General features: G+C 71.2%; 17 protein-coding genes and 1 tRNA gene. 6 read left to right on the top strand and 12 right to left on the bottom strand.

Annotated elements, in window-relative coordinates; all coding sequences use genetic code 11:
* A tRNA-Thr gene (locus tag FLP10_RS13390) sits at positions 1–73 on the bottom strand.
* A gap of 109 nt (positions 74–182) precedes the next feature.
* On the bottom strand, positions 183–1,115 hold the full coding sequence (locus tag FLP10_RS13385) for a DsbA family protein (protein ID WP_149161324.1): 933 nt from the start codon (positions 1,113–1,115) through the stop codon (positions 183–185).
* A 227-nt stretch (positions 1,116–1,342) separates the two neighbouring features.
* Between FLP10_RS13385 and FLP10_RS13380 the strand changes: the two genes are divergently transcribed.
* Both FLP10_RS13380 and FLP10_RS13375 read left to right on the top strand, forming a co-directional pair.
* A complete protein-coding gene (locus tag FLP10_RS13380; RefSeq protein ID WP_149161323.1) occupies positions 1,343–2,443 on the top strand; it encodes an ABC transporter ATP-binding protein in 1,101 nt (366 codons plus the stop codon).
* 85 nt (positions 2,444–2,528) lie between these two features.
* Entirely contained in the window at positions 2,529–3,848 is a 1,320-nt protein-coding gene (locus FLP10_RS13375; protein ID WP_149161322.1) for a DUF4032 domain-containing protein, read from the top strand.
* Between the two features lie 44 nt (positions 3,849–3,892).
* Here the strand turns inward: FLP10_RS13375 and rlmB are convergent, their stop codons facing one another.
* From rlmB to FLP10_RS13355, 4 genes are read right to left on the bottom strand one after another with little or no spacing between them, the layout of a single operon-like run.
* Positions 3,893–4,921, bottom strand: coding sequence for a 23S rRNA (guanosine(2251)-2'-O)-methyltransferase RlmB (gene rlmB / locus FLP10_RS13370; protein WP_149161321.1), 1,029 nt, complete (start codon positions 4,919–4,921; stop codon positions 3,893–3,895).
* Positions 4,918–6,330, bottom strand: a complete 1,413-nt coding sequence (gene cysS / locus FLP10_RS13365; protein WP_149161320.1) for a cysteine--tRNA ligase — start codon at positions 6,328–6,330, stop codon at positions 4,918–4,920. Before cysS ends, rlmB begins: the two co-directional genes overlap by 4 nt.
* A gap of 33 nt (positions 6,331–6,363) precedes the next feature.
* Positions 6,364–7,599 (bottom strand): 2-C-methyl-D-erythritol 4-phosphate cytidylyltransferase, encoded by a 1,236-nt coding sequence (gene ispD, locus FLP10_RS13360; RefSeq protein ID WP_149161319.1) that lies wholly within the window; start codon positions 7,597–7,599, stop codon positions 6,364–6,366.
* A 56-nt stretch (positions 7,600–7,655) separates the two neighbouring features.
* Positions 7,656–8,138: a CarD family transcriptional regulator gene (locus FLP10_RS13355; protein ID WP_149161318.1), complete on the bottom strand. Its 483-nt coding sequence runs from the start codon at positions 8,136–8,138 to the stop codon at positions 7,656–7,658.
* Positions 8,139–8,310: 172 nt separating this feature from the next.
* Here FLP10_RS13355 and FLP10_RS13350 point away from each other — a divergent pair, with 172 nt between their 5' ends.
* Positions 8,311–8,754 carry a DNA modification methylase gene (locus tag FLP10_RS13350; protein ID WP_149161317.1) on the top strand — a complete coding sequence of 148 codons (444 nt, stop codon included), beginning with the start codon at positions 8,311–8,313 and terminating at the stop codon, positions 8,752–8,754.
* Between the two features lie 15 nt (positions 8,755–8,769).
* Here the strand turns inward: FLP10_RS13350 and FLP10_RS13345 are convergent, their stop codons facing one another.
* Both FLP10_RS13345 and FLP10_RS13340 read right to left on the bottom strand, forming a co-directional pair.
* Positions 8,770–9,450, bottom strand: coding sequence for a response regulator transcription factor (locus tag FLP10_RS13345; RefSeq protein ID WP_149161316.1), 681 nt, complete (start codon positions 9,448–9,450; stop codon positions 8,770–8,772).
* Complete coding sequence (locus FLP10_RS13340; protein WP_149161315.1) at positions 9,447–10,733, bottom strand: sensor histidine kinase; 1,287 nt, start codon at positions 10,731–10,733, stop codon at positions 9,447–9,449. The genes FLP10_RS13345 and FLP10_RS13340 overlap by 4 nt, the downstream gene beginning before the upstream one ends.
* A gap of 217 nt (positions 10,734–10,950) precedes the next feature.
* Between FLP10_RS13340 and phoU the strand changes: the two genes are divergently transcribed.
* Positions 10,951–11,604, top strand: coding sequence for a phosphate signaling complex protein PhoU (gene phoU / locus FLP10_RS13335; RefSeq protein ID WP_149161314.1), 654 nt, complete (start codon positions 10,951–10,953; stop codon positions 11,602–11,604).
* Positions 11,605–11,699: 95 nt separating this feature from the next.
* On the opposite strand, the gene FLP10_RS13330 is transcribed toward phoU, so the two are convergent.
* Positions 11,700–12,449 (bottom strand): phosphoglyceromutase, encoded by a 750-nt coding sequence (locus FLP10_RS13330; protein ID WP_149161313.1) that lies wholly within the window; start codon positions 12,447–12,449, stop codon positions 11,700–11,702.
* A 34-nt stretch (positions 12,450–12,483) separates the two neighbouring features.
* Here FLP10_RS13330 and FLP10_RS13325 point away from each other — a divergent pair, with 34 nt between their 5' ends.
* The gene (locus FLP10_RS13325; protein WP_149161312.1) at positions 12,484–13,296 is read left to right on the top strand and encodes a class I SAM-dependent methyltransferase; all 813 of its coding nucleotides are present in this window, start codon (positions 12,484–12,486) and stop codon (positions 13,294–13,296) included.
* Here FLP10_RS13325 and ygfZ read toward each other — a convergent pair.
* The 3 genes from ygfZ to FLP10_RS13310 form a co-directional block, all read right to left on the bottom strand.
* Entirely contained in the window at positions 13,293–14,432 is a 1,140-nt protein-coding gene (gene ygfZ, locus FLP10_RS13320; RefSeq protein ID WP_149161311.1) for a CAF17-like 4Fe-4S cluster assembly/insertion protein YgfZ, read from the bottom strand. The genes FLP10_RS13325 and ygfZ overlap by 4 nt on opposite strands.
* Positions 14,432–15,040: a nitrobindin family protein gene (locus FLP10_RS13315; RefSeq protein ID WP_149161310.1), complete on the bottom strand. Its 609-nt coding sequence runs from the start codon at positions 15,038–15,040 to the stop codon at positions 14,432–14,434. Before FLP10_RS13315 ends, ygfZ begins: the two co-directional genes overlap by 1 nt.
* A 146-nt stretch (positions 15,041–15,186) precedes the next feature.
* Positions 15,187–15,492: a hypothetical protein gene (locus FLP10_RS13310; protein ID WP_149161309.1), complete on the bottom strand. Its 306-nt coding sequence runs from the start codon at positions 15,490–15,492 to the stop codon at positions 15,187–15,189.
* Positions 15,493–15,565: 73 nt separating this feature from the next.
* Here FLP10_RS13310 and FLP10_RS13305 point away from each other — a divergent pair, with 73 nt between their 5' ends.
* Positions 15,566–16,255, top strand: coding sequence for a response regulator transcription factor (locus tag FLP10_RS13305; RefSeq protein WP_149161308.1), 690 nt, complete (start codon positions 15,566–15,568; stop codon positions 16,253–16,255).
* Positions 16,256–16,315 lie beyond the last annotated feature (60 nt).

The raw sequence follows: 16,315 nt of genomic DNA, 5'->3' as shown, positions 1-16,315 counted from the left end.
AGCCGGCTGCGGGACTCGAACCCGCAACCACCGCTTTACAAGAGCGGTGCGCTACCAATTGCGCCAAGCCGGCGAGAGATGCCTCACCGGCATCCTATCGGGCGGACGCGACCCCATCCGGGCGGACGCGAAGGGCGGGGCCGTCAGGCCCCGCCCTTCGCAGCGTCATCAGCCGACCGACGTCACTCCGTCGGGGTCTCGGTCGGCGCCGGCGTCTCAGTAGGCGCGGGCGTCGACTCGGTGTAGCTCTCGCTCGCGGCCTGCGAGACGAACAGCTGGAACTCGTTCGGGTCGTCGAGCGACCCCTGGTAGAGCTTGCCGTTCACGAGCACCGTCGGCGTGCCCTGCACGGCCGGCAGCTCGGAGTTCGGCACCGGCTGGGTCAGCGCCCGGGTCGTCGAGTCGTTGACCCACGCCTTGAACCTGGTCTCGTCGACGCACGCGTTCACGCCCGAGCTCGCGCCCGCCTGGTTCGCGAGCTGCTTCAGCTCGTCGTTGGTGAGACCGCTCGAGCCCTCCTCGGGCTGGTTCTCGAACAGCAGCGCGTTGAAGTCGAAGAACGCGTCGGGCGAGAGGTCGGCCACGCAGGCCGCGGCATTCGCCGCGCGCAGCGAGTACTGGGTGCCCGCCGACTTGTTGATGAGCATCGCGATCGGGTGCACCTCGAGGGTCGCCGCGCCCTCCTCGACGAGCGTGCGCAGCGTGTCGGAGTTCGTGGTCTCGAACTGGCCGCAGTAGGGGCACAGGTAGTCGACGTAGGTCACGATGTTCGCCACGTTGCCGCTGTCGTCCTGCACGGTGGGCGTGGGCTCGCCACCGGCCGGGATCGCGGGCGTCTCGACGGCCGTGATCGTGCCGTCGACGCCGGTGAGCACGATGCCGTCGCTCGCCATGTTGCGGGGGCCGGGGCCCGCGGGCTTCACGCTGTTGAAGATCGCGAGGCCGATGACCGCGGCGATCACCAGCACCGCGACGATGACGCCGCCCTGGATCAGGATCTTGTTGCGCCGCTCGCGCTTCTTCTGCTCCTCGCGGAGGAGTCGGGCCTTCTCTCTGGCCGCGTCTCTGCGTTCGTTTCGGGTGGGGCGAGGCTGCGTGGAACCGCCGTTGCTCATCGATGATCTCCGGGTGGCTGTGTGGGCGCGCGCTGATGCATGCGAACGCACCCACGATAGTAGGAAGGCTGGCTGTGAATCCGCCAAGGGATGCGGGGATCCCCGCCCGCTTCGCCCGTGTCTGAGCATGCCTCGCCGCGTGACATACTGAGGAGGCGTCGACGACGACGCATTCCATTCACAACGGATCGTCCGGCACGTACCTGCCGGTGAAGGAGAAGCACGACATGGCATCAGTCACGTTCGACAAGGCCACGCGCCTGTACCCGGGCGGCACCCGCCCGGCCGTCGACAAGCTCGACCTCGAGATCGCCGACGGCGAGTTCCTGGTCCTCGTCGGGCCCTCGGGCTGCGGCAAGTCGACCTCGCTCCGCATGCTCGCCGGCCTCGAAGAGGTCAACGAGGGCAACATCTTCATCGGCGACCGCAACGTCACCGACGTGCCCCCGAAGGACCGCGACATCGCGATGGTCTTCCAGAACTACGCGCTCTACCCCCACATGACCGTGGCCGAGAACATGGGCTTCGCGCTCAAGATCGCCGGCGTCGGCAAAGAGGAGCGGGCCCAGCGCGTGCTCGAGGCGGCCAAGCTCCTCGACCTCGAGCCCTACCTCAGCCGCAAGCCGAAGGCCCTCTCGGGCGGCCAGCGCCAGCGCGTGGCGATGGGCCGCGCGATCGTGCGCAGCCCCCAGGTCTTCCTCATGGACGAGCCGCTGTCGAACCTCGACGCGAAGCTGCGCGTGCAGACGCGCAGCCAGATCGCGTCGCTGACCCGCCGGCTCGGCGTCACCACGGTCTACGTCACCCACGACCAGACCGAGGCGCTCACCATGGGCGACCGCATCGCGGTCCTGAAGGACGGCGTGCTCCAGCAGGTCGGCACCCCGCGCGACCTCTACGAGAAGCCGAACAACGTCTTCGTCGCGGGCTTCATCGGCTCGCCCGCGATGAACCTGTTCCAGGCCGACCTGGCCGAGGGCGGCATCCGCTTCGGCACCGCGATCGTGCCGGTCGAGCGCGACGTGCTCAGCGAGGCATCCACGCAGCAGGTCACCATCGGCGTGCGCCCCGAGGACATCCAGGTCTCCACGACCGAGGGCGAGGGCCTCAAGGTCGTCGTCGACCTCGTGGAAGAGCTCGGCGCCGACGGCTACCTCTACGGCCACTCCGACATCGAGGGCAAGCGCACCGACATCGTCGCGCGCGTCGACGGCCGCATCCACCCGTTCGCGGGCGACACGGTGTACCTCACGGCGCTGCCGAACCACGTGCACGTCTTCGAGCCCGAGTCGGGCGAGCGCATCAACAAGAAGGCGATCGTGCACTGATCCTTTCGATCAGGCGAATCGAACGGCGATGCCGGTCGGGCTGCGGCCCGGCCGGCATCGCCGTTTCGAGATACGCTGAACCCGTATGAGCGGCTCACTCTCGATCACGTCGGCCATGGCCGACCCCGCCCTGCTCGACCTCCCCTGGGACCTTCCGCTCGAGTCGTGGCCGAGCGAGGCGATCGCCGCGCTGCCGAAGGGCATCTCCCGACACCTGGTGCGCTTCGCGCACCTCGGGGGGCATGTCGTGGCGATCAAGGAGACCACCGCCGAGATGGCACGCGGCGAGTACGAGATGCTGCGCACGCTCCAGCGGCTCGAGGTCCCGTGCGTCGAGCCGGTCGCGGTCATCACGAACCGCACCGACGACGAGGGCGAGACGCTGAAGCCCGTGCTCGTCACCCGGCACCTGCGCTTCTCGCTCCCCTATCGCGCCCTGTTCTCGCAGACGCTGCGCCCCGACACGGCAACCCGCCTGGTCGACGCGCTCGCAGTGCTGCTCGTGCGCCTGCACATCGTCGGGTTCTTCTGGGGCGACGTGTCGCTGTCGAACACCCTCTTCCGACGCGATGCGGGCGCGTTCGCCGCGTACCTCGTCGACGCCGAGACAGGCAAGCTCTACGAGGGCGGCCTGTCGAACGGCCAGCGTGAGAACGACCTCGAGATCGCCCGGGTGAACATCGCGGGCGAGCTGCTCGACCTCGAGGCCGGCGGCAGGGTCGCCGACGAGCTCGATCCGGTGAACATCTCGAACGGCATCGTCGACGCCTACCGCAAGCTGTGGACCGAGCTCACGGGTTCCGAGTCGTTCGCGAGCACCGAACGGTGGCGCATCAACGAGCGCGTGCAGCGCCTGAACGACCTCGGGTTCGACATCGAGGAGCTCGCGATCAAGACGGATGACTCGGGCACCACCGTGCGCATCCAGCCGAAGGTCGTCGATGCCGGCCACCACCAGCGCCGGCTGCTGCGGCTCACGGGCCTCGACGCCGGTGAGAACCAGGCGCGTCGCCTGCTCAACGACCTCGACTCGTACCGCGCCGCGTACGGCAAGGCCGACCTCGATGAAGAGATGGTCGCCCACGAGTGGCTCATGCGGGTGTTCGAGCCCGTCGTGCGGGCGATCCCGGCCGACCTGCGACGCAAGCTCGAGCCGGCCGAGGTGTTCCACCAGCTGCTCGAACACCGCTGGTTCCTGGCGCAGCAGGCGGGGCACGACATCCCGCTCGCCGAGGCCGTCGCGAGCTACGTCAACACCGTGCTGCGCCACCGCCGCGACGAGGCGACGGTCATCGGCCCGCCGACTGAGGCGATCACCGCTGTGGTGCCCGTGGTGCCGCTCGACACGGCCGCCATCCCCGTCATCGATGCCGACGACGAGGACGACTGGCGCGCGAAGGTCTAGCCGGGCGCGCGAAGCCGGGCGCGCGAAAGCCGCGCGCGCCCCGATCAGGCCTGCGCGGCCCGCAGCCTCGCGATCTCGTAGAGCGTGACCGACGCGGCGATGCCGGCGTTCAGCGACTCGGTCGCCGACGAGATCGGGATCGACACGACGGCATCGCAGGTCTCGGTGACCAGGCGCGACAGCCCCTTGCCCTCGCTGCCGACGACGATCACGATCGGCCGGTCGGCGAAGTCGAGACCGGGCAGCGACACGTCGCCGTCGCCGTCGAGCCCGAGCACGAACAGGCCGCGCTGCTGCATCGCCTTCAGCGTCTGGGTGAGGTTCGGCGCCATCGCGACCGGGATGCGCGCGGCCGCGCCGGCCGAGGTCTTCCACGCGCCGGCGTTCACGCCCACCGAGCGGCGCTGCGGCACGATCACGCCGTGCCCGCCGAACGCAGCGGTCGAGCGGATGATCGCGCCGAGGTTGCGCGCGTCGGTGATGCCGTCGAGCGCGACGAACAGCGGCGGCTCGTCGCGCGCGAGCACCTCGTCGAGCAGCTCGATCGGGTGCGCGTACTCGTACGGCGGGACCTTGAGCGCGATGCCCTGGTGCACGGCGCCCTCTCCGGCGAGCCGGTCGAGCTCGGGCCTGGTGACCTCGAGGATCGGGATGCCACGGTTGGTGGCGATCTTCGACGCCTCCTTCACCCGGTCGTCCATCTCGATGCGGCTCGCGAGGTAGAGCGTGGTGGCGGGGATTCGGGTGCGCAGCGCCTCGACGACCGAGTTGCGGCCCGTCACGATCTCGGACTCGTCGCCCGTCTTGGCGCGGCGCGACGCACCCGTCGCCCCGCGCGGTGCGCCGGCGACCGACTTGCCCCGCTGGCCGGGCGCGCCCTTGCCGCCCGCGGCCGCGTAGCGCTCACGCGCGGCCTTCGCCTTGCCCGCCTTGTGCCAGGCGCGGTCTTCGGCCTTGGGAGTGGGGCCCTTGCCCTCGAGCGCCTTGCGCCCGTGGCCGCCCGTGCCGACCTGCTTGTTGTGGCCGCCCTTGCGGACGGCTCCGCTGCGCGGCTTGCCGCTGCTGCCCTTCATGATTCGAGGCTCCAATGCGTTCCGGTCGAGGTGTCCTCGATGCTGATGCCGGCTGCGGTGAGCTCGGCGCGGATTCGGTCGGCGGCGCTCCAGTCCTTCGCCTCGCGCGCGGCGCGGCGATCGTCGAGGAGTCGCGCCACGAGGGCGGCCAGGGCGGATGACGCGGGCCCCGCGTCATCCGATCGCCAGTGGTCATCGCGCGGATCGATGCCGAGCACGCCGGCCATGGCGATGACCTGGCCGTGCGCGTCGGCCGCCGCGGGCAGGTCTTCGGCGTCGAGGGCCTGATTGCCGGCGCGGACGGTCTCGTGCAGCACGGCGAGCGCCTGCGGCACGCCGAGATCGTCGTCCATCGCGTCGCCGAACGCCTCGGGGACGACCGGAGCGCCCTGCCCGGCGAAGCGGGTTCCGGCGAGTCGTCGCTCGACGCGCGCGAGGAACGTGCGGATGCGATCCACCGCAGCCTCGGCCTCGGCGAGCGAGGTCGGCGTGTAGTCGAGCGTCGACCGGTAGTGCGCCGCCCCGAGGAAATACCGCACCGCGAGCGGCGACGCCAGCGACAGCAGCTCTGCGGCGTACACCGAGTTGCCGAGCGACTTCGACATCTTCTGGCCGCCGACATTCACGAGCCCGTTGTGCACCCAGTACCTGGCGAAGCCGAGCCCGGCCGCGGTCGATTGGGCGAGTTCGTTCTCGTGGTGCGGGAACCGCAGGTCGAGACCGCCGCCGTGCAGGTCGAACTCGTCGCCCAGGTACCGGCGCGACATCGCCGAGCACTCGATGTGCCAGCCGGGCCGACCATCGCCCCACGGCGACGGCCACGCCGCCGACTCGGGTTCGTCGGCCTTGCGGCCCTTCCAGAGGGCGAAGTCGCGCGGGTCGCGCTTGCCACGGGGGTCGGCGTCGGCGGCGGGCTCCATGCGGTCGCGCGACTGCCGCGTCAGCTCGCCGTAGGTCGGCCAGCTCGAGGTGTCGAAGTACACGTCGCCCGAGTCATCCGCCGCAGGGTACGCGTGGCCGCGCTCGACGAGCGCCGCGATGAGCTCCTGCATCTGCATGACGCTCGCCGTCGCCCGGGGCTCGTACGTCGGCGGCATGATGCCGAGCGCGGCATACCCGGCGGTGAACTCGAGTTCGACGCGGTACGCGAGCGCCCACCACTCCTCGCCGGTGACCGCATCGAGGATCTTGTCGTCGATGTCGGTGACGTTGCGCACGAACGTCACGTCGTAGCCGCGGTGCGCGAACCAGCGGCGCAGCAGGTCGTAGACGAGGGCGCTGCGGAGATGGCCGATGTGCGGACTCGACTGCACGGTCGGACCGCAGACGTACATGCCGACGCGTCCCTCATGGAGGGGCACGAAGTCACGCAGCGACTGAGCCTTGGTGTCGTACAGGCGGATACTCACCGCTCAAGACTACCGGCGGGCGTGCCGCTCGGTTCAGCCGGCCGGTACGAGCAGCGCCGTCGCGATCGCGGCGATTCCCTCGCCGCGGCCGGTGAGCCCGAGCCCGTCGGTCGTCGTGGCGCTCACGGCCACCGGGGCGCCGAGCACCCGGCTCAGCACTCGTTCGGCCTCGATGCGCCGCGGCGCGAGCTTGGGCCGATTGCCGATCACCTGCACGGCGACGTTGCCGATGCGGAATCCGGCGGCTTCGACACGCCGGCGCGCCTCGGCGAGGAACACCTCGGCGTGCGCGCCCGCGAACGCCGGATCGTCGACTCCCGCCATGCCGCCGATGTCGCCGAGGCCCGCGGCCGACAGCAGCGCGTCGACGATCGCGTGCCCCGCGACATCCCCGTCGCTGTGCCCGGCGAGCCCGCGCTCGCCCGGCCACTCCAGCCCCGCGACCCACAGCGGTGTCGCCGGGTCGTCGCTGAAGCCGTGCACGTCGGTGCCGGTGCCCACGCGCGGTGCGGCGGGCGCTTCGGCCCGGCCGGATGCGTCGGATGCCACGGATGCCTCCTCGGATGCCACGGACACCGCGGATGCCGCGCGCACGACCTGCTCGGCACGGCGCAGGTCAGCGGGAACGGTGATCTTGAACGACCGCGCGTCGCCGTGCACGACGTCGACGGGTACGCCTGCGGCCTGCGCGAGCGCGGCGTCGTCGGTGAACTCGGCCGACGCGACTGCGTAGGCCCGGTCGAGCGCCTCGCGCGGGAAGCCCTGCGGGGTCTGCACCGCGGCGAGCGTGGTGCGATCGACCGTGTCGAGCACCCGGCCGCCCTCGACCCGCTTGATCGTGTCGACGACGTCGAGCGCGGGAACCACGCCGTGCCCGCGGGAGCGCACGGCCGCCACGACCTCGTCGAACACCAGCGACGGGGTGAGCGGACGCGCCGCATCGTGCACGAGCACGGTGTCGACCACGTGCGGCAGCACCGCCAGACCCCGGGCGACGGACGCCTGGCGGGTCTCACCGCCCGACACCACGTCGAACGGCGAGTCGGCCGCTCGCGCCGCGCGGGCGACGATGTCGCGGGCGTCGTCGACCCGCTCACCGGGCACGACGACGACGACGTGAGGCGTCTCGCGCATGCCGAACACGGGTTCGAGGGCGACCTCGAGGATCGTCAGATCGCCGAGCGGCACGAACGCCTTCGGCTCGGGACGCCCGAGTCGGATGCCGCTGCCCGCGGCGACGACGATGACGGCGACGGTCGACTGCTCCACGAAACGAGCGTAGCCCCGCCGAGGGCGGGGCTACGCTCGTCGATCGTGGATTCGCGTCAGGACGCGAGCACCTCGTCGAGCAGGCCGGACGCCTGCTCTTCGTCGGTCTTCTCGGCGAGCGCGAGCTCGGAGATCAAGATCTGACGCGCCTTCGCGAGCATGCGCTTCTCGCCCGCGGACAGCCCGCGATCCTGGTCGCGGCGCCAGAGGTCGCGCACGACCTCGGACACCTTGATGACATCACCCGAAGCGAGCTTCTCGAGGTTCGCCTTGTAACGGCGTGACCAGTTGGTGGGCTCTTCGGTGAACGGCGCACGCAGCACCTCGAACACCTTGTCGAGGCCCTCCTTGCCGATGACGTCGCGCACGCCGACCAGGTCGACGTTCTCAGCCGGAACCTCGATGACGAGGTCGCCTTGCGTGACGTTCAGCTTGAGGTAGAGCTTCTCTTCACCCTTGATGATGCGCTTCTTCACTTCGGTGATCGTTGCGGCCCCGTGGTGCGGGTAGACCACGGTCTCGCCAACCTCAAACAGCATGAATAGGAGTCCTTTCGGCAACATATAGAGTACCACAGCACCGACCTGCTAAGGTTCTCCCGCCCTGAGCGAGGGGGCCGCGTGCGCTAGGATCATGACGATCCCCGCGCGCCCGACGATCGGTCGGTGGCGTGCGCACGCTCGCTTTGGAGGTTCTGTGAAGGCGCGTCTCGTGGCATCCGTCGCCCTGGCTCTCGCTGTCGCCGTCGGCGGCTCCGGATGCACGCTGGTCACCTACCAGGCGACGACCGAGAAGTACGACGCGAGCGACGGTGTCCGCGCGAGCGTCGGAGACCTCGAGGTGCGCAACCTCCTGATCGTGAAGGACGACGACGGGCAGGACGCCAACGTGGTCTTCACCGTGTCGAACCACGGCGACACCGACGCAGACCTCGAGGTGGGGCTGGTCGCGGGCGAGTCCGAGTCGGTCGAGGTGCCGGCCGGCGGCCAGGTCGTGCTCGGCGTCGAGGAGGAGCCGCTGCTGCTCACCGGCGTGCGCGCCGCGCCCGGCGGGCTCGCCGAGCTCTTTCTCGCGACCGACGGCGCCGAGGGCGTCGAGGTGCAGGTTCCGGTTCTCGACGGCCGACTGCCCGAGTACCGCCACCTGCTGCCGTAGCCCGCTGACCCGGGCTCAGCCCTCGAAGCGGTAGCCGAGCCCGCGCACCGTCACGAGCTGCACCGGCTCGGACGGGGTGATCTCGATCTTCGAGCGGATGCGCTTGATGTGCACGTCGAGCGTCTTGGTGTCGCCGAAGTAGTCGGAGCCCCAGACCCGGTCGATGAGCTGCCCGCGCGTGAGCACGCGCCCGGGGTTGCGCATCAGCAGCTCGAGCAGCTCGAACTCCTTCAGCGGCATCGGCACCGGCGATCCGTCGACCTCGACCGTGTGCCGATCGACGTCCATGCGCACCCGCCCGCCCTCGAGCACCGCGTCGTCGACGTCGAGGATCTCGCCGCGTCGGCGCAGGACGGCTCGGATGCGGGCGAGCAGCTCACGCGTGGAGTACGGCTTGGTGACGTAGTCGTCGGCGCCCAGCTCGAGGCCCACCACGATGTCGATCTCGCTGTCCTTCGCGGTCAGCATGATGATCGGCACCGTCGAGCGCTGCCGGAGCTCGCGGCACACCTCGGTGCCCGGCAGGCCGGGCAGCATCAGGTCGAGCAGCACGAGGTCGGCGCCGGCGCGGTCGAAGGCCTCGACCGCGGCGCGGCCGTCGTCGGCGACCTCGACCTCGTAGCCCTCTCGCTCGAGCAGGAAGGTCAGCGGTTCGCTGAGGGCGATCTCGTCCTCGACGAGCAGGATGCGGGTCACTCGGGTTCTCCTCGATGGGTGACGGCGGCCGGGACGGCGGCGCGGGTCGGATCGGACTGGCCGGGAGCGGATGCCTCGGGCTTCGCGCGCTTCGCGCTGGCCCCGGGCTTCTCGGATGCCCCGGGCTCGCCGTCGGCCGAGGCATCCGTCGCCGTCGTCGGCTCCTCGGCGAGCGGCAGTCGGATCGTGAACGTCGAGCCGCGGCCCGGAGTCGACCACACGCGCACGTCGCCGCCCAGGTTCTGCACGGTGTGCTTCACGATGCTGAGGCCGAGGCCCGAGCCGCCGGTGCCGCGCGAGCGCGCCTGGTCGACGCGGTAGAACCGCTCGAAGACCCGGTCGAGATCGGCCTCGGCGATGCCGATGCCCTGGTCGGTGACCGCGATCGAGACGACGCCGTCGTCGACCCGGACCCCGACGCCCACCCTGCCGCCGTCGTTCGAGTAGGCGATCGCGTTGGCGACGAGATTGTGGATCGCGACGACGAGCAACTGTCGATCGCCCCAGACCCGCGCGTGGGTCTTCGCGCGCACGGCGACCTCGATCTCGCGCGAGAGCGCCACCACGCGGCTCTGGTCGACCGCGACCCGCACGGCCTCGTCGATGTCGACGAGCTCATCGGGGCGCAGCGCGTCGCCGGCCTGCAGGCGCGAGAGCTCGATCACCTCGTTCGTGATGCGCGCGAGCCGGTCGGATTCGATCTCGAGGCGGTTGGCGAACCGGCGCACCCGATCGGGCTCGTCGGCGGCGGTGTCGATCGCCTCGGCGAGCAGGCTCACCGACGCGATCGGGGTCTTCAGCTCGTGGCTGATGTTCGCCACGAAATCGCGGCGCACCTCGTCGAGGCGATGCGCCTCGGTGCGATCCTCGGCCAGCAGCAGCACGAACCGGGTGCCGAGCCGGGCGGCGCGAACGCGCAGCCGCAGTGTCGGCTCGCCGAACGGCCCGCGCGCGACCAGCACCTCGTCGGCGACGGGATCGCCCGTGCGCCGCACGGCGGCGACGATCTCGAGCAGCTCGTGATGCACCAGCGCGCGCTCGCGCACCAGGCCGAGCGCGGCGGCGCCCGGCGATGCGCGCAGCACGTTGTTCGAGGGATCGACGACCAGGCCGGCCGAGTCGAGCACCTCGAGCATCTGCTCGACGCCCTCGGGGATGGTCGGTGCGACGACACGCGCCGCCTGGTTGCCGCGGCGTTCGGCCATGTGCAGCACGATCATGAAGGCGGCGCCGAGGAACGCGCCGAAGGCCAGCGCGGCCACGACCACACCGGTCGAGTCCATGCCCCCAACGATAGCCAGCGCGCGAGGCCCCGAACGCCGCCGCCCGCCACTTGCGGCGCTACGTTAGGAAGAGTTCAGCCGCGCGGCACCTGCCGTTCACTCAGCGCGGGGAGGATGTCGCCGGATCGGGGATCCGTTCGCGCCCGCATGCCCGCGCGCGACGAGCGGCCATTTCCCCGAGTGTCAGCGCACGCCCCCAGAGACAGAGGATGACCATATGCGCGAGGTGTTCCAGCAGGAGATGCGGGAGGTGCAGGATCGGCTCGTCGAGATCGCCGGCCTGGTCGCCGAGTCGATCGACAAGGCCACCCGCGCCTTCAACGAGTCCGACGTGACGCTCGCCGAGGAGGTCATCGCCGACGACCCCCGCATCGATCACGCGACGATCACGCTCGACGAGCTGGCGATCACGATCCTCGCGCGTCAGCAGCCGGTCGCGCGCGACCTGCGCATCGTGGTGAGCGCGCTGCGGATCAGCGCCTCGCTCGAACGCATGGGCGACATCGCGCGGCACATCGCGCAGCTCGCTCGCTACCGGTTCCCTGACAAGGTGGTGCCGAAGTCCCTGCGCGGCACGTTCGCCGAGATGGGCCGACTGGACGTCGAGATCGCGCAGCGGCTCGTCGAGCTGCTCACCACCGAGGATGTGAAGCTCGCCGAGTACATCCGCGACGAGGACGACAAGGTCGACGCGCTGCACCTGCAGGTGTTCGACAAGGTGCTCGGCGAGACCTGGAAGGGCGAGGCGAGCGACACCGTCGACGCCACGCTCGCGAGCCGCTACCACGAGCGCTTCGCCGACCATGCCGTGTCGATCGCGAAGAAGGTGCTCTACCTCGCCACCGGCGACTGGGCGCCCGACGACGCCTGAGTGCGCTCCCGGGCACGCCAGTCGCGCTGCATTCCCAGCGAGTACGCGAACGGGCCGGTCGGATTCGCTCCGACCGGCCCGTTCGCGTCTGCGGGTTACTTCTTGTCGCCCTGCGCGGCGACCGCGGCCGCGCCCGCGGCGGCGGCCTCGGGGTCGAGGTAGCGGCCCGGACCGAGCGGCATGAAGTCGTCGCCCAGCTCGTACACGAGCGGGATGCCGGTGGGGATGTTGAGCTCGGCGATGTCGTCGTCGCCGATGCCGTCGAGGTGCTTGACGAGCGCGCGCAGCGAGTTGCCATGGGCCGTGACGAGCACCGTCTTGCCGGCGGCGAGGTCGGGGATGATGTCGCTCTGCCAGTACGGCAGCATGCGGGCGATGACATCCTTCAGGCACTCGGTGCGCGGCATCTGGTCGTCGGTGAGGTCGGTGTAGCGCGGGTCGCCCACCTGCGACCACTCGGCATCGTCGTCGAGCGGCGGCGGCGGCACGTCGAACGACCGGCGCCAGAGCATGAACTGCTCGTTGCCGTACTTCTGCTGCGTCTCCGCCTTGTCGAGGCCCTGCAGCGCGCCGTAGTGGCGCTCGTTCAGGCGCCACGAGCGGCGGACCGGGATCCACAGCAGGTCGGCGGCCTCGAGGGCGAGGTTCGCGGTCTGGATGGCACGGGTCAGCACCGAGGTGTGCAGCACGTCGGGCATCACGCCCTGCTCGGCCAGCAGCACGCCCGCACGAGCGGCCTCGGTGCGCCCCTTCTCGCTCAGCCGGACATCGACCCAGCCGGTGAAGAGGTTCTTCTGGTTCCAGTCGCTCTCGCCGTGGCGCAGCAGGATGAGGGTGTGAGGCATGGTTCCCAGCCTACGGCCTGCGACACTGGAGGGCATGCCGGTCGGATCCATCACGCGCGGGACGACGAACACGAACCGCCTGCGCCGCATCGACCGCTGGATCGCCGACTCGCCCGCCCTGCGCCGCGCCGACGACCCGCTCGTGGTCGACCTCGGCTACGGCGCGAGCGGGGTCACCGCGCTCGAGCTCGCGACCCGCCTGCGACGCGCACGCGCCGACGTCGAGGTGCTCGGCCTCGAGATCGACCCCGGCCGGGTGCGCACCGCCCGGGCGCAGCTGGCCGACGTGCGCGAGGGCCGCACGCCGTTCGCGGGCGACCTCGCCGTGTCGTTCGAGGTCGGCGGGTTCGAGGTGCCGACGCCGGGCGGCCGCCGGCCGTGCGTGATCCGCGCGTTCAACGTGCTGCGCCAGTACGACGAGGCCGACGTGGCATCCGCGTGGTCGCGCATGACCGAACGCCTCGCACCCGCGGGCCTGCTCGTGGAGGGCACCTGCGACGAGCTCGGTCGCATCGCGAGCTGGGTGGGGCTCGAGGCATCCGGCCCCTCGACCTTCACCATCGGCCTGCGCCTGACCGACCTGGCCGCGCCCTCGATCGTCGCCGAGCGCCTGCCGAAGGCGCTCATCCACCGCAACGTGCCCGGCGAGCGCATCCACGACCTGCTCGTCGCGCTCGATCGGGCGTGGGCGGTGCACGCGGCGCTGTCGGTCTACGGGCCGTCGCAGCGCTGGATCGCCGCGGTGCGCACGCTGCAGGGCGGCGGATGGCCCGTGACCGGAGGCACCCGCAGGTGGCGGCTCGGCGAGCTCACGGTGCCGTGGTCGGCGGTCGCGCCCGCGACCTAGTGGCGCACGCCGAGGCGCGGCAACCGGGGGATGTCGACCTCGGGGCCCGCGTCGGCGGGGACCACCTCTTGCTGGCCGGCGGCGACGTCGATGCCGTGGCTCTCGACGATGAGCGGGATGCCGGCCGGCACCGCGCGCTTGATCACGGCGAGCGCGATCGGGCCGAGCTCGTGGTGCATCGCGCTCGAGGTGATCGCCCCGACCGTGCGGCGCTCGGGCTCGGCGCCCGGCTCGGGCTCTGGGCGCACCTTCAGCGCGACGACCGGCTCGCCCGCGACCGGCAGCACGGTGTCGCTGCCGTCGAGGTGCAGCAGCACCAGGCGGCGCGGCGGGCGGCCGAGGTTCAGCACCTTCGCCACCGTCTCCTGGCCGCGGTAGCACCCCTTGCCGAGGTCGACGGCGCTCTGCAGCCAATCGAGCTCGTGCGGGATCGACCGCTCGTCGACCTCGGTCGCGAACCGCGGACGCCAGGCCGCGATGCGCAGCGCCTCGGCGGCCAGCGAGCCGGCGGCATGCACGCGGCCCGACGCGACCGCGCGGGCCGCCTCGCCGAGTCGGTCGAGCGGCACGATGCGCTCGACCCAGCGCCAGTCGGGATGCTCCGCCGCGTAGCGGTGGCCGCGCGGGTCTGCCCACGGGTCGACCCAGTCGGGTGCGGCGCTGAGGGAGGCATCCGAACCGGTCGCGCGATCGAGCGCGTCGGCGGTCGCGGCGGCGAGGACGCCGAAGTCGGCCGAGCGGTCGGCGACCTCGACGCGCAGCATGAAGCGCATCCGGTCGAGGAAGGCGGCCAGACCGGATGCCTCGGAGCCCTCGGCCACGAGCCAGGTGGTCTCGCCGTCGTCGACGACGTGCGCGGCGTGCTCGATGCGCCCGTTGGCGTCGAGCAGCAGGGTCTCGACGCCCTCGCCCGGGGCGAGCCGGTCGAGCGCCTGACTGGCCATCGAGTGCAACCAGCTCAGTCGGTCGGGCCCCGTGACCGTGACGACTCCCCGGTTCGACAGGTCGACCACGGCGTCGCCCGCCTCGAGACGACGCTGCTCGACGAGCGGGTTGCCGTAGTGCGCGGGCACGCCCTCGTCGACGCCGTCGGCGGCGACGGCTCCGGCGAGCCCGAGGAACGGCGAGGCGGCCATCAGTCGACCTTCGCCAGTCGGGCCGACGCGTGGGTGCGCAGGTCTTGCCCGAGGGCCGCGATGTCCCACGCCCAGAGCAGGTGCCCTTCGACGAGACCGTAGAGGCGGGTGGCGGCGGCGTAGTCCTTCGCGCCGGCGGTGCGCATGACCGCGTCGGTCGCCAGGTCGATGCGGGGGCCCTTGACCTGACCGAGGTAGAGCTCGCTCACCCCGCCCGGGTGCACGATCGAGACCTCGAGGTCGAAGCCGCCCGCGTCGTTGCGCAACTGCTCGACCGACTCGGCGTCGGGGTACGGATGGTCGCCGACCGCGGGCAGCAGCGCCGGGCCTGCGTCGCCTTCGCCGAGCGGCCTGGCCAGACGCCAGTAGCCGGTCTCGGTGGCCAGCGGCGTGGGATCGCCGCCCTCATCGTCGGGGAACAGCCACGTGTACGACGTGTAGTTGAGGTGCGGCAGCCCGTCGTGGCTGAAGCTCACCCGCTGCCCGAACTCGTGCGTGACCGACTCGTCGCCGATCTTGTAGTCGATGACGCCCGACCCCTCCCAGACTCCGATGAGCCACGAGAGCGGGACGAGCTCGGCCGGAAGATCGACGGGAAGCTCGATCACGGTGCGCCTAGCGCTGGCCCTTGAAGAGCTTGTAGACCACGACGCCGCTGATCCACGCGATGGCCAGGCTCGCGAGACCGAGCAGGCCGATGAAGAGGAGTTCGAGGGCGAGGAGATCGGACATGCTTCGAGTCTACGCCGAGTCGTCAGGCGAAGGGGATGGCCGCGAGCGCCGCGACGCCGACGACCGCCGCCGCTCCCCCGACCGACGCACTCGCCCGGCTCACGAAGCCCTCGGGTCGGCGCGTGGCGAGCTGCACGACCAGGGTGACCAGTACGGCCGCGGCGAACACCACGCCGAGGGCCGTGTACACCGTCGGCCACGCGTCATCCGCCGCATCGAACCCGGCTCCGCCGGCCGCCAATGCGAGCACGACGACCGACCCGGCCACCGCGATCGCCCAGACCAGCACGATGCCCGACCAACCCGCATGCGCACGCTGCTGCGTCATGTCACGTCCGTTTCCGACGCGCGAGAGCACGCGTCCCGTAGTATGGTCGGCACCTTACTACTGGAGGGTGTGCGTGGCGCAGCTGCTGATCCTGTCGCCGGCGGCCGACGAAGACGTCCTCCCGGCTCTGTCTCTCTTGACCCATCGCGTGCGGATCATTCCCGCATCGCCCGACCAGCTCGTGCGCGCTCCCGAGGCCGACCTCGTCATGCTCGACGCGCGCACCAACCTCGCCGGCGCGAAGGCGCTCTCGCAGATCCTCGGTACCACCGGCCTCTCCTCGCCGCTGCTGCTCATCGTCACCGAGGGCGGGCTCACCGCCGTCACGGCCGACTGGGGCGTCGACGACGTCGTGCTCGAGACGGCGGGCCCCGCCGAGGTCGACGCGCGCATCCGGCTCGCGATCGGGCGCGCCCAGTCGAACCGGCCGAGCGAGCGCATCCAGACCTCTGGCGTCGTCATCGACGAGGCCAGCTACTCGGCGAAGGTGCACGGCAAGCCCCTCGACCTCACGTACAAGGAGTTCGAGCTGCTGCGGTTCCTCGCCGCCCACCCGTCGCGCGTGTTCACGCGCGAGCAGTTGCTCAGCGAGGTGTGGGGGTACGACTACTTCGGCGGGACCCGCACCGTCGACGTGCACGTGCGGCGGCTGCGCGCCAAGCTCGGCGACCTCGAGAGCCTGATCGGCACCGTGCGCAACGTCGGCTACCGGTTCAACGTGCACGAGGAGGACGAGCAGCCGACGGTCACCGCACCGGGCTGACGCGACACCCGATCGCCGCCTCTCGAACCGCCCGTCCGGCCGCCCCACGCGACATCCGCA

Source organism: Agromyces intestinalis (assembly GCF_008365295.1).
GTDB lineage: Bacteria > Actinomycetota > Actinomycetes > Actinomycetales > Microbacteriaceae > Agromyces > Agromyces intestinalis.
The sequence above is the reverse complement of the archived record's forward strand: the minus strand, read 5'-3'. Positions and strand labels throughout refer to the sequence as shown.